This window comes from Bacteroides sp. 3_1_23, from assembly GCF_000162555.1.
In the GTDB taxonomy this organism is placed as follows: domain Bacteria; phylum Bacteroidota; class Bacteroidia; order Bacteroidales; family Bacteroidaceae; genus Bacteroides; species Bacteroides ovatus.
Genome location: NZ_GG774949.1, coordinates 2299005 through 2312229, shown reverse-complemented (window position 1 = coordinate 2312229; position 13225 = coordinate 2299005). Strand labels below are relative to the sequence as shown.

Annotated in this window: 9 protein-coding genes; all 9 read left to right on the top strand. The window is 41.1% G+C overall.

The features are described 5' to 3' along the window. The first annotated feature begins 157 nt into the window (after nt 1-157). Nucleotides 158-760, top strand: a complete 603-nt coding sequence (locus HMPREF9010_RS15190; protein ID WP_004305965.1) for an RNA polymerase sigma-70 factor — start codon at nt 158-160, stop codon at nt 758-760. Nucleotides 761-846: 86 nt separating this feature from the next. Then, nucleotides 847-1836, top strand: a complete 990-nt coding sequence (locus tag HMPREF9010_RS15195; protein WP_008648361.1) for a FecR family protein — start codon at nt 847-849, stop codon at nt 1834-1836. Nucleotides 1837-2044: 208 nt separating this feature from the next. Continuing rightward, entirely contained in the window at nt 2045-5488 is a 3444-nt protein-coding gene (locus HMPREF9010_RS15200) for a TonB-dependent receptor (RefSeq protein ID WP_008648359.1), read from the top strand. A 23-nt stretch (nt 5489-5511) separates the two neighbouring features. Next, nucleotides 5512-6903 (top strand): RagB/SusD family nutrient uptake outer membrane protein, encoded by a 1392-nt coding sequence (locus tag HMPREF9010_RS15205; RefSeq protein ID WP_004305970.1) that lies wholly within the window; start codon nt 5512-5514, stop codon nt 6901-6903. 27 nt (nt 6904-6930) lie between these two features. Continuing rightward, nucleotides 6931-8895 carry a PQQ-binding-like beta-propeller repeat protein gene (locus HMPREF9010_RS15210; protein WP_008648357.1) on the top strand — a complete coding sequence of 655 codons (1965 nt, stop codon included), beginning with the start codon at nt 6931-6933 and terminating at the stop codon, nt 8893-8895. A 6-nt stretch (nt 8896-8901) separates the two neighbouring features. Further along, nucleotides 8902-9783, top strand: coding sequence for a sugar phosphate isomerase/epimerase family protein (locus HMPREF9010_RS15215; protein WP_008648355.1), 882 nt, complete (start codon nt 8902-8904; stop codon nt 9781-9783). Between the two features lies 1 nt (nt 9784). After that, entirely contained in the window at nt 9785-10843 is a 1059-nt protein-coding gene (locus HMPREF9010_RS15220; RefSeq protein WP_004319543.1) for an MBL fold metallo-hydrolase, read from the top strand. Nucleotides 10844-10863: 20 nt separating this feature from the next. Further along, entirely contained in the window at nt 10864-11763 is a 900-nt protein-coding gene (locus HMPREF9010_RS15225; RefSeq protein ID WP_004305975.1) for a glycerophosphodiester phosphodiesterase family protein, read from the top strand. 12 nt (nt 11764-11775) lie between these two features. Continuing rightward, nucleotides 11776-13152 (top strand): MFS transporter, encoded by a 1377-nt coding sequence (locus tag HMPREF9010_RS15230; RefSeq protein ID WP_008648353.1) that lies wholly within the window; start codon nt 11776-11778, stop codon nt 13150-13152. The last annotated feature ends 73 nt before the right edge of the window (nt 13153-13225 follow it).

Genomic DNA, 13225 nt, shown 5'->3' with positions numbered 1-13225 from the left:
CTTATTTGCACTTTACTATTACTAATAACAATGGAAAGGTAGATAAAGTTCTTAACGGGAGATTTAATAAGAAGGGAGCTTTATTTTTTTATTTCAGAAAAAATACATACGTTTGTAACATCATAACAATACCTTTGTGGCCAAAAATAAAGAAAGTATGTACGCAACAGACACTCTAATGGATGAACGGGAAGTGGTTCTCCGTCTGATAGACGGAGATGAAGAGGCCTTTTGCGAACTTTATGCCGCTTATAAGAATCGTTTGCTCTACTTCGCCCTGAAATTCGTCAAGTCGCATGAATTTGCGGAGGATATATTTCAGGATGCGTTTACGGTAGTTTGGCAAACCCGTCGTTTCATCAATCCCGAAGCCTCTTTTTCTTCCTATCTTTATACTATTGTGCGTAATCGTATTTTGAATCAGTTGCGGGATATGGCTAATGAAGATCAGCTGAAAGAGCAGATTCTTTCTCAAGCGATCGATTCAACGAACGAAACGAATAATCATATTCTGCTCAATGATTTGAAAGAGATTATTGCCCGTGCATTGGAGCAATTAACGCCCCGCCAGCGTGAGGTATTTAAAATGAGCCGTGAACTACAGATGTCTCATAAAGAAATAGCCGAAGCATTGGGCGTTTCAGTTCATACAGTGCAAGAACATATTTCTCTTTCTCTAAAAGTGATTCGTTCCTATTTGACTAAATATTCAAGTACATCAGCCGATGTACTTTTGATTCTATTGTGCTTGAATTTATAATAAATGTTAATCACACCCTAGCTCTTTCTTACTTTTGTGTATTACTTATACAAAGGGAAGGAAATTAATATCCTTATTTTGAATATATGATGAAAGATACTAAAACGGAAAAAGATAAATTGCATCGCTATCTGGATGATCTTTATACCCGGGATGATGCTTCACAGTTGTTGCAAAGTATTAAGGATTCAGAAAACCAAGATATATTGGACGAACTGGCAGCAGAGGTTTGGGAAGAATCCGGGAACCTGCAACCTGGTAATGATTTGGAGCGGGAAAAATATAAGAGAGAGGCACGCCAATTACTGAAGCGTATTGAACACAAAAAACGTACATGGTTCCGCCGGGCTTCTGTGGTGGCAGTCAGTACAGCGGCTGTAATAGCCATTATCATAGGGAGTGTCAACTTTTTCCGGTATATGAATGAACGACAGGTCACATTGGCTGAAATTACCACTTCCTTTGGTGAGAAAAGACAAGTGACTTTGCCGGACGGGACTCTTTTGGTTCTGAACTCTTGTTCGCAAGTGCGTTATCCGGATCGTTTTGTTGGAGATCTCCGTGAAGTGGAACTTGAAGGAGAGGGATATTTCCGTGTTGCCCGTAATGAAAAGATGCCATTTGTTGTGAGGACGAAGCGACTGGATGTTCAGGTGTTAGGTACCCGGTTTGATGTAAAATCCTATTCAACAGATGAAATAGTGTCTGTGAGTGTGGAGAGTGGTAAGGTGCAGGTCGATTTGCCGGAAGCGATGATGAGGTTGACTGCTAAAGAACAGGTGCTTATCAATACTGTTTCCGGAGAATATAGTAAGAAAACAGAGGATAGGGGAGTGGCTGTCTGGATGAAAGGTGGGTTACGCTTTTACAGTACACCTATCCGCGATGTGGCAAAAGAACTGGAACGGGTATATAATTGCCGGATTACTTTTGCTCCCGGTCAGGATTTCAACAACTTGATTACCGGCGAACATGATAACAAGAGTCTGGAAGCGGTACTTAAATCCATTGAATTTATCAGCGGTGATATCAAATATAAGAAAGAGGGCATCAATGTACTTCTTTATAAAGAATGAGATGAATAATAGATAATGTTCAACCTTTTAAAAAATAATAGATGAAAACAGCTCCTTCATGAACCTCCCCAAAATGATAGAAGCACTCCAAAGGAATGCCTCTATCCGCAATCCGGACGGATATTCATAAGCTTCGACCCAAATGAATAACGTATCGTGCATTGCTTGTTTTTAATAACTTTAGTCAATTACTAAAACGCACAAATTTATGAATAATCTTCTTATTTGTAAAGGGATAAGTAAAAATAGCTGTTCGTTTTTAGCTTTTTTACTATTCACCTTCATTTTAATAGCTCCGGCTGCTGCTCAGACATTGAAAGAGCATGATATTACGCTTCGTGTGCAAAACGAGCCGGTAGAGAGTGTTTTCAATAAAATCAGCAAACAGACTAATTTTAAGTTTCTCTATGATCAGGAGACGGTGAACAAGGCTCCGAGAGTTTCTTTCGACATTAAAAATGCTTCATTAAAACAGATTCTGGGAGAAATTACTTCCCAGGCCAAGCTTTATTTCAATAGGACCGATCATACAATTGCTGTCAGCAAACAGCCGCTTAAGAAAGAAGAAACTGCTCAACGTGCGCGCACTATCCAGGGAATAGTTGCAGATGATAAAGGAGAACCGGTGATTGGTGCCAGTGTGCAGATTAAGGGAGAAGGCAGTGGTACGATTACCGATATTGACGGACGTTATTCATTAATGAATGTACCGGAGTCTGCAACATTGACTATTTCTTATATTGGATATAAAACGGTAAATATCTCTGCAAAGGATAAAAATACGGCGAAAATCACGTTGGTAGAAGATAGTAAGATGATTGATGAGGTAGTAGTGGTGGGATATGGAGTTCAGAGAAAAAGAGACGTCTCTACTTCTATTTCTTCCGTGAAAGCTGAACAAATTGCGGATGTTTCTGCTTCAGACTTTCGTCAGGCGTTGGCAGGTAAGATGCCGGGGGTACAGGTTACACAGCCAAGTGGTGATCCGGAGGGAAGTGTAAGTATCCGTGTTCGTGGTATCAGTACGGTTAATGCCGGTAGTGATCCTCTTTATATTATTGATGGCGTGCCGGTGGAACGTGGATTTGCCAATCTGAATAATAATGATGTCGAATCTGTGGAAGTTTTGAAAGATGCTTCGTCGGCAGCTATTTATGGTAGTCGCGGTTCCAACGGTGTAATTATTATCACGACCAAGCAGGGACAATCGGAAAAGATGAAAGTGCAGTATGATGGATATTATGGCATCCAGAGTGTTTCGAAGAAACTTTCAATGATGAATGCATATCAGTTTGCCGAATTTGCAAAGGATGGTCATGACAACGCTTATCTGGATGCTAATCCCGGAGGTTCACCGGATGACCCGAATGGAATGCGCCCGAATTCATGGGAACGTATTCCTACCGAACTCTTTCCCTATCTGAATGGTGATAAGGGGTTGACGGATACGGATTGGCAAGATGCTATTTTTCGTACTGCTGCTACTACCAGCCACAATGTTTCTATTTCCGGCAGAGGAAAGACAGTCGGCTATTTCATTTCAGCCAACTATTATGATAAAGAAGGTATTATAATTAATTCCGACTTTAAGAAATATAGTATGCGTATGAATTTGGACGGGAAATATAAAAGACTGAAATTCGGTCTGAATTTCTCTCCTTCCTATTCTACTTCCAATCGGGTAGATGCTTCCGGATCTAATGGTATTGTGCAATCGGCATTGATGATGCCTCCGGTATGGCCGGTGTATAATGCGGATGGCAGCTATAATTATCAGGGAAACGGCTATTGGAGAATTGGGAATGACTATCAGCATAATGCCGTATTGAACCCGGTAGCCATGGCAAACTTACAATCGGATGTCGTAGACCGTATGGCGATTGTCGGAAAAGTTTTTGCTGAATTGGAGTTGTATAAGGGGCTTACTTATAACATTTCTTTTGGTGGCGATTATTATGGTTCGCATAATGACCAATATCGTTCTTCGGAACTTCCTTTATTGGGACAAAAGTATTATGATGTAAAGTCAAATCCGACAGCCTACAGTTCATCAGGTTTTTATTTCAACTGGTTAGTGGAGAATAAAATCAATTATAACACAACGATTAAAGATGCTCATTCTATCAATGTGGTCTTAGTACAGTCGGCTCAAAAAGAGACATATAAAGGAGATAATGTGACGGCGACCGATTTCCCGAACGACTATATACAAACAATTTCCGGAGGTACGGTGACGAAAGGTGCATCTGATAAAACCCAATGGACGATTGCTTCTTATCTGGCGCGTATGCAGTATAGCTATAAAGGTAAATATATGGCTTCGGCAGCTATTCGTGCAGACGGTTCTTCCCGTTTTGGCAAGAATAACCGGTGGGGATATTTTCCTTCAGCTTCTTTGGCGTGGAGAATAAGCGGAGAAGACTTCTTTATGAAGGCTAAGTGTCTGTCGTTTGTTGATGATTTGAAGTTAAGAGCGAGTTATGGAGTGACCGGTAACTTCCAGATTGGCAATTATGATCATTTGTCTCTGATGGCTTTGGATAATTATGTGCTTGGCACAGGTAACGGACAATTGGTGAATGGTTATAAGCCAAGTACCATAAAGAATGAAGATTTGAGTTGGGAAAAGAATGCGATGGTGAATGTGGGTGTTGATTTGCAGATGTTCAAAGGATTGCTGGGACTGACTGTGGATTATTATAATACCAATACCTCTAATATGTTGTTGAATGTACCAGTTCCCCACCTGACCGGATATAGCACTGCATTGATGAATATCGGTAAAGTGAATAATAGGGGATGGGAAGTTGCTTTGACCTCACAGAAGAATATAACTAAAGATTTCGGTTATTCGTTTAATGCTAATTATGCCACTAATACGAACGAAGTGAAGGCACTCGGTCCGGGTAATGCTCCTATCATATCTACCGGTAGCGTAGATCATGCTTATTACATAACGAAAGTCGGTGAACCCATCGGATGTTATTATCTGTTGGTGCAGGATGGAATTTTCTCCAATGAAGAAGAATTAAAAAAGTATCCTCATTTCAGCAATACCCAGCCGGGAGATTTCCGCTTTGTGGATGTAGACGGGGATGGAGTGATGGATTTGGATAAAGATCGTACAATCGTGGGTAACTATATGCCCGATTTTACCTATGGGTTTGGTGGTAAAGTCTGGTTTAAGGGATTTGACCTTGATTTTAATTTTCAAGGAGTATATGGCAATGAGATTCTGAATCTGAATCGTCGTTACATTGATAATCTGGAAGGTAATACCAATGGCACCACTATAGCCTTGAATCGTTGGAAAAGTCCGGAAGATCCGGGAAACGGTCAGGTGAACCGTGCCAACCGTAAGTCAAAGGGGTATAATGGTCGTACTTCAACCTGGCATCTGGAAGATGGTTCTTATCTGCGACTGCAGAATGTGACACTAGGATATACCTTGCCGAAGAACCTGACTCAACGCTTTTTCGTGGAAAAATTAAGAGTTTACGTTTCCGGACAAAATTTATGGACTTCGACTAATTATAGCGGATATAATCCGGAAGTAAATGCACGTCCGAGTAATTCTCTTTCACCGGGTGAGGATTATGGAACTTATCCATTAGCTAAAACATTCTTGTTTGGGCTAAACATAACACTTTAATCATCCTTTAAAATACACGTTATATGAAAAAATATAAACTAATACTATTCCTATCAACTGCCTTGTTATCAGTTGCTTGTACAGATAGTTTCTTCGATTTGGAACCGAGTAGCAGTGTGCCTACCGACAAGGTATATAAGACAGCGGAAGATTTTAATGTAGCTGTGATAGGATGTTACTCCAAATTGCAGACACAAGTTTCCTATTTTACAGAGTGTTGCGAATATCGGAGTGATAATTTGACATTGAGTGCGCCCACTGCCGGAACACAAGACCGTTATGATATCGATCAGTTTGCAGATAAAGCCTCTAACGGAATTTTGGAAGATGCCTGGGCGAACTTTAATAATGGAGTCTATCGTTGCAATCTTGTATTAGATAGAATTGATGAGGCCAACTTCGACGCAACTCTGAAAAAACAATATAAGGGCGAAGCTCTTTTTATCCGTGCCCTTACTTATTTTAATATGTATCGTTTATGGGGAGGGATACCGATGACTAATAAAGTGGTGACGGTGGCTGAAGCTCTTAAAATCGGGCGCAGTTCCGATCAACAGGTTTATGATTTTCTTGTCGGTGATTTGAATCAGGTTATTAATGAAAATATGTTGCCGTCTTCTTATACAAGTGCCGATATGGGACGAGTGACTTCCGGTGCTGCAATGGCATTGCTCGGCAAGATTTACCTGACTTTCCATAAATGGACGGAGGCTCGCAATGTGCTATCTCAACTAGTGGGTCGGTATTCTTTAATGACTACTCCCGAACAAGTGTTTGACGTGAACAATAAAATGAATGATGAGATTATTTTTGCTGTTCGCTTTAATAAAGATGTTGAAGGAGAAGGACATGGATATTGGTTCTCTATTATTAATCTGACTGATGATACCAATCAGACAAAGTCTCTGAAAGAGTGCTACAAAGATGGGGATAAGCGCAAGAATCTGATTACCTATGTAAAGGTGGAAGATAAAGTATGCGTGATGAATAAATTTAAAGATGTCAAAAGTGCGACCTATAATACAGTCGGTAATGACCAGATTATTCTCCGTTATGCCGATGTGCTGTTAATGTACGCCGAAGCTTTGAATGAAATCAGTTATAGTAATTTGCAAAATTCAGAAGCTATGGTTGCTTTGAATGCTGTGCATACTCGTGCCGGATTGTCTCCGCTTCAGATAACAGAGCTTCCCGATCAGGATAGCTTCCGTAAAGCGATTATGTTGGAACGTCAGCAGGAGTTTCCTTATGAAGGACAGCGTTGGTTCGATTTGGTACGTATGGGAGGTGCTAAGGAGGCTATGAAAGCAGAAGGACATATTATTCAGGACTATCAATTCCTGTATCCTATTCCAAAAACGGAGTTGGAAAGAATAAACAACACAGAACTGTTGTGGCAGAATACGGGATATTAATAGGATTAAACTAAAAGAAATCAAACGATGAAAAAAATACTATATAGCTTGTTGTTTATTTTCACGGTAGTCTTTACTGCTTGTGAAGAAGATCTGCCAAAGGCAAGTTTCGATTTATATGAACTGAAGTCACTAACGGCAACAGCCGGAGATATGAATGTGACTCTTTCCTGGGAAGCATACGAGAATGCCCGTCCGAATGAATATTTGATTCTTTGGACTTCCGGATCATCAGAAGCGGAAGGAGGCGAGATGACTGTGGATGCAAAAACAATGACTGCCACTATCAATAATCTGGTGAACGATGTTGCTTACACTTTTTCTGTGCAACCTCGTTATGAGGGAGGATTGGCCAGTAAAACTACTGCTGCCTGTACACCGAAGAATGCAAGATATCCGATTTCTGATCTGACGGCAGCAGCCGGCAATGAAAGAGTGCGTTTGAGATGGACGAAACCTGCGAGTGAACGTTTCACTCGCTATCAGGTTACCGTGAATCCCGGTAATCAGATTATCAATCTGGATGATACTTCATTGGAAGAATACATCGTTGATGGTTTGACTAACGATCAGGAATATACATTTAATGTAGCCTGTGTTTATCCTACAGGCAATTCTATTGCGGTGGAAACTTCTGCTACTCCCGGATTGATCTATCCTATTCTCGCTAGTACGGAACTGGTTGTGTGGGAGCCTTCTACCTTTGCTTATAACGATATGTATTTCATGGCTGGTGAAGTGAAATCGGTAAGTTGGGATTTTGGTGATGGTACGACATCGGGAGAAAACAATCCGGTGCATGCTTTTACTACTACCGGTACTTATACAGTGGCTGTAACGGTGACTTATGTTAATAATACCACCGAGTCGGGCAGTCTGACTGTCACGGTCGGCAATTATAAATGGAATTCTGTCGATTTGAACTTCGGTGGACTTACCGGATATGTAAAGACCTCCAATCCGGTGTTCTCTCCGGATGGAAAAACAATGTATATCCCGACATCTACTCCTGCGGGTCATTTATTTGCTATTGACGTAGTGAGCGGTGAATTCAAGTGGGTGTTTGCTATCAGTCAGATAACTTATGGCGGAGGTGCGTTGGTGGCTCCTGATGGTACAATCTATCAGTGTGTAAGAAATGCCACTATTAATAATGTATATGCTATTAATCCGAACGGAACTCAAAAGTGGGCAGTAAAATTGGATGCTGCGATAGGAGCTTTCCCTGCATTGTCGGCCGATGGTGTTCTTTACTGTCTCACCAATAAGAGTACGTTGTATGCGCTGGATGCATCCAGTGGTGCTATTAAATGGCAACAATCGCTTGACGGAGCAACCGGTAGTGCTGTGGCTATTGATAAAGCCGGAAATGTTTATGCAGGTACAAGTGCAGCCATTTATTCTTTTAAATCGAATAAAGAGCAGAATTGGAAATTGGAAGAAGTGAATGTGACAGAACAGGCTACGTTTGCTTTGAAGGATCAGGTACTTTATGCGACTTTGAAAAACGGAGGACTCGTTGCTGTTGATATGACAAACGGAACAAAGAAATGGACGTATCCGACTACAAAAGGAGATGCTTATTTCCCGATTGCTGATAAAAATGGCAATGTCTATTTTACTGAAAAAGGATCGCAGACTGTTCATGCAGTAAATGCCAGCGGATCTAAAATCTGGGAGAAAAATGTGGGTAACAATTTGAACTACAGTGGAGGTGCTTTGAGTACGGATGGTATTCTTTATATAGGTACCCAATCGAATAACAAAGTGCTGGGACTTGACATCACTAATGGAAACATTGTTTTTGAAGAGACTGTGGGACAACAGGTCATGGCAGCTGTTAGCATTGGTCCGGACAGACGGCTTTATTGCGGAACGATCGGATCTAATAATATCGGTTCGATAAAGGCTTTTGCTGTCAATAAGACATTAGCAACAGACTCCTGGAGTATTCGTGGTGGTGATATTCAAGGTACAAACCGTCAAAAGTAAGCGATAATGAGAGTTCCTGTTTTTATCTTATTTATGGCGATGACAATGGGTTTATATGCACAGAAATATAAAGTAGGTACGACTACAGCTTTGTGGAAAGTACCTGCTTCCACAGACTTTTCTCAAGCCCGGTCTGTGGGGGTAGAGTATGTGGAAGTAGCATTTAACCAGTGTTATAGAGGAGTTCCGGCAGATGAAGTTGTTCCTCGTATCCGGGATATGAAAGCAAAAATTGATAGTGCCGGTATCAAGGTCTGGTCTATACATCTTCCTTTCTCACGCACGTTGGATATATCGGTGCTGGATGAAAAGAAAAGGAAAGAAAATGTAGATTTTATGGCGGAGATGATTGGACAGTGCGCTCAGTTTCAGCCGAAATGTTTGGTACTGCATCCTAGTTCCGAGCCTATTGCTGACAGTATTCGGGCACAAAGAATAACTAACGCTTCCAGGTCTATCGCTTATCTGAAAAAATATGCGGATCAAATAGGAGCACAGTTGTGCATCGAAAATCTGCCGAGAACTTGTCTGGGTAATACTCCTGAAGAGCTTTTGGAAATAATCAAAGATACTCCGGGTGTGAAGGTTTGTTTTGATACCAATCATTATACTAAAGGGACGACAGGGCATTTTGTAGAAACTGTTGGTGAACGTATAGGTACTATACACGCTTCGGACTTTGATTTTGTCAACGAGTGTCATTGGCTTCCTACACAAGGTGACATTCAATGGGGAAAGTTAATGCATGCACTCGAAGGAATCGGCTATGAAGGGGTTTTCATGCATGAAGCTACCAAAGACCATGAAAACGACAATACGCGTCCGACACCGGAACGGGTGGTTGAGACTTTCAATAAAATAATTAATGACTATAAAAATCAGAAATAAGATGGATATAATAAGAAAAATACAATATTTACTGTTTTGTCTTTTGGCAATAGGTTTTGTTGCTTGTGATGATGATGACAACAACAGTACCGAAACTGGTCATGAAGGAATTCTTACGCAATTGGCAGAGGAAGTAGATGCCACTGCACAACAGTTGTGGAGTTCTTCTCCTTTGATTGTCAATACCGGACGTACCACTACTTTGACCAAGATCCAGGGATATGCGGATAAGTGTAAAGATGATTATTTCATCAGTTATCTGAATGGCTTCGATCAGGCAAGTACGAGTATGGAAAAGTGTGATCCGATTATCTATTTTTATCGGAGTGCATTTGATCGTGTAATGGATGGAATTAAAAACTCAAAAGTAGAAAATGGTACGGCAGCGATCTGGTTACTCTATAATATGGGGTATGTGGTAAAAACTCCGTCAGGATGTTTTGCTATTGACATTTCTCATCGTTGGGCGAAAGAGCTGGCACCTTATATTGATTTTCTCTGTGTTACACACAAGCACTCCGATCATTATAGTAATGATCTTATCCAGGCTATGTTTGATTTAGGTAAACCGGTGTTATCCAACTATTTGAAAGACACGACATATCCTTATACTGCAAAGGGGGATAAAGATTATGAAATTGGAAAATTCAAGATTAAAACCTGTATCACTGACCATAACAATGCCGGGTTATCTAATTTTGTGACTGTGTTTTCGATCGATTGTGGGGAAGATACCGGTAATTTCGTTTTTATGCATGTAGGAGACTCTAACTATAAACCGGAACAATATACGAATCTGGCTTCTCATGTGAATGTTTTGATACCGCGTTATGCTCCCAATGCTCTGACCGAAAATAATATTCTGGGTTCAGGTGCGGGACAGGTGGAGCCCGATTATGTCTTGTTATCACATATCTTGGAACTGGCTCATGCAGGTGTTGATGAATCAAGATGGTCATTGGATATGGCACTCGAACGGGCTTCGAAGATTAACTGTGAACAGACTTATGTACCAATGTGGGGAGAAAAACTAGTCTGGAAAAACAATAAACTGAACTAAAATTCTTAATGCTTGAACTTATGAAACGGATATGTAACTTCATACTTCTTCTGTGTTTGGTGCAACTGGCTGTTGCTCAAAATAGAATAGCTGAAATCAGAGAAAATCTGCTGGGAAATCATCCAGATAAAATATTGGTTGTATCCCACCGGGCTGACTGGCGTAATGCACCGGAAAACTCATTGCAAGGTATACAGAATTGCATTGATATGGGTGTCGATATGGTGGAGATCGATTTGAAACGAACCAAAGACGGACATTTAGTAGTGATGCATGATAAAACGATCAATCGTACCATGTCTGGAAAAGGACTGGTGGAAGATTATACATTGGCCGAATTGAAAGCAATGCGTCTTAAAAATGGAGTAGCTTGTAAGACAAGACATCAGATTCCTACATTGGAAGAAGTGATGTTGCTCTGCAAAGGTAAGATCATGGTAAATATTGATAAGGGGTATGATTATTTTCAGGAAGCTTATATTGTACTCGAAAAGACGGGAACGGTTGACCAGTGTGTTATCAAAGCCGGCCTTCCTTATGAACAAGTGAAAGCCGAAAACGGTGCTGTATTGGATAAAGTGATTTTTATGCCTATTGTACAGTTGCATAAAAAAGGAGCCGAAGCTATTATTGACAGTTACAAGACTCACATGAAGCCTGCTGCTTATGAGTTAGTGTTTGATAATGATAGTCCTGAGGTGCTTAACCTGATAAAAAAAGTGCGTGATACGGGTTCTAAGTTGTTTATAAACTCTCTTTGGCCCGAATTATGTGGTGGTCATGATGACGACCGTGCAGTAGAACTTCATCAACCGGATGAAAGCTGGGGATGGATCATTAATCAGGGAGCCAAATTAATTCAAACTGACCGTCCTGCCCTCTTATTGGAGTATCTGCGCAAAAAGAAACTTCACGACTAAATAGACTTTTTCATGTTGAAACAACTTATAAACTTTTACAAGGTCTCTTCACCGAGACCTTGTAACGGGGAAGCTTTGTCTTCATCCGGCTCACAACATCTTCATTCCGATGCCCGTCGTCTGAAATACCTGAAATGGTCTACTTTTCTTTCAGCCACTTTCGGTTACGGCATGTACTATGTTTGTCGTCTTAGCCTGAATGTCGTGAAGAAGCCCATCGTAGATGAAGGAATTTTCTCCGAAACGGAACTGGGAATTATCGGTTCGGTATTGTTCTTTACTTACGCCCTTGGAAAATTTACGAATGGTTTTCTGGCTGACCGTAGCAATATCAACCGCTTTATGACTACCGGTTTACTGGTAACTGCTTTAGTGAACTTGTGCCTGGGTTTTACCCATTCTTTTATTCTGTTTGCTCTCCTTTGGGGGATTAGTGGCTGGTTTCAGTCTATGGGTGCTGCTTCTTGTGTAGTGGGACTTTCCCGTTGGTTCACGGACAAAGAACGGGGTTCCTATTACGGGTTTTGGTCTGCCAGCCACAATATCGGTGAAGCGTTGACCTTCCTAATTGTTGCATCTATCGTTAGTGTATTGGGGTGGAGATACGGTTTCTTTGGTGCCGGTATTGTTGGTTTGCTTGGTGCTTTAATTGTGTGGAAGTTCTTCCATGACACTCCCGAGAGTCAGGGCTTTCCTCCTGTGAATGCTCCCAAACAGAAAGAGGAGATGAGTGTGGCGGAAACGACAGACTTTAATAAAGCCCAACGCCAGGTATTGATGATGCCTGCCATCTGGATACTGGCTCTTTCGAGTGCTTTTATGTATATCAGTCGCTATGCTATCAATAGCTGGGGTGTTTTTTATCTGGAAGCGCAAAAGGGATATTCCACACTGGATGCCAGCTTCATTATTTCCATCTGTCCGGTCTGTGGTATCGTAGGTACCATATTTTCGGGTGTTATTTCTGACAAGTTATTTGGCGGTCGTCGAAATGTTCCCGCCCTGATTTTCGGATTGATGAATGTTCTTGCACTTAGCCTGTTCTTGTTGGTTCCCGGCGTACACTTCTGGATAGATGTGTTGGCCATGGTTCTTTTCGGTTTGGGTATCGGAGTTCTCATTTGTTTTCTGGGTGGCCTTATGGCAGTCGATATTGCTCCCCGTAATGCGTCGGGAGCAGCATTGGGGGTAGTCGGCATTGCCAGTTATATTGGGGCCGGATTACAGGATGTAATGAGTGGTGTTCTGATAGAGGGGCAGAAGACGGTTCAGAATGGAGTCGATGTTTATGATTTCACTTATATCAATTGGTTCTGGATAGGAGCGGCTCTGCTGTCGGTATTCTTTGCATTATTGGTTTGGAATGCAAAATCAAAAGAGTCAGATTAGTTTCAGGTATATTAGGTTAGATTGAAAAACACTTGTTTCCAAAAGAGGATAACAAGTGTTTATTTTCAATGGT

What these genes read in the sequence shown, in the direction of transcription:
- HMPREF9010_RS15190 (WP_004305965.1), top strand. Translation starts at nt 158, where the DNA reads ATGTACGCAACAGACACTCTAATGGATGAACGGGAAGTGGTTCTCCGT.
- HMPREF9010_RS15195 (WP_008648361.1), top strand. Translation starts at nt 847, where the DNA reads ATGATGAAAGATACTAAAACGGAAAAAGATAAATTGCATCGCTATCTG.
- HMPREF9010_RS15200 (WP_008648359.1), top strand. Translation starts at nt 2,045, where the DNA reads ATGAATAATCTTCTTATTTGTAAAGGGATAAGTAAAAATAGCTGTTCG.
- HMPREF9010_RS15205 (WP_004305970.1), top strand. Translation starts at nt 5,512, where the DNA reads ATGAAAAAATATAAACTAATACTATTCCTATCAACTGCCTTGTTATCA.
- HMPREF9010_RS15210 (WP_008648357.1), top strand. Translation starts at nt 6,931, where the DNA reads ATGAAAAAAATACTATATAGCTTGTTGTTTATTTTCACGGTAGTCTTT.
- HMPREF9010_RS15215 (WP_008648355.1), top strand. Translation starts at nt 8,902, where the DNA reads ATGAGAGTTCCTGTTTTTATCTTATTTATGGCGATGACAATGGGTTTA.
- HMPREF9010_RS15220 (WP_004319543.1), top strand. Translation starts at nt 9,785, where the DNA reads ATGGATATAATAAGAAAAATACAATATTTACTGTTTTGTCTTTTGGCA.
- HMPREF9010_RS15225 (WP_004305975.1), top strand. Translation starts at nt 10,864, where the DNA reads ATGAAACGGATATGTAACTTCATACTTCTTCTGTGTTTGGTGCAACTG.
- HMPREF9010_RS15230 (WP_008648353.1), top strand. Translation starts at nt 11,776, where the DNA reads ATGTTGAAACAACTTATAAACTTTTACAAGGTCTCTTCACCGAGACCT.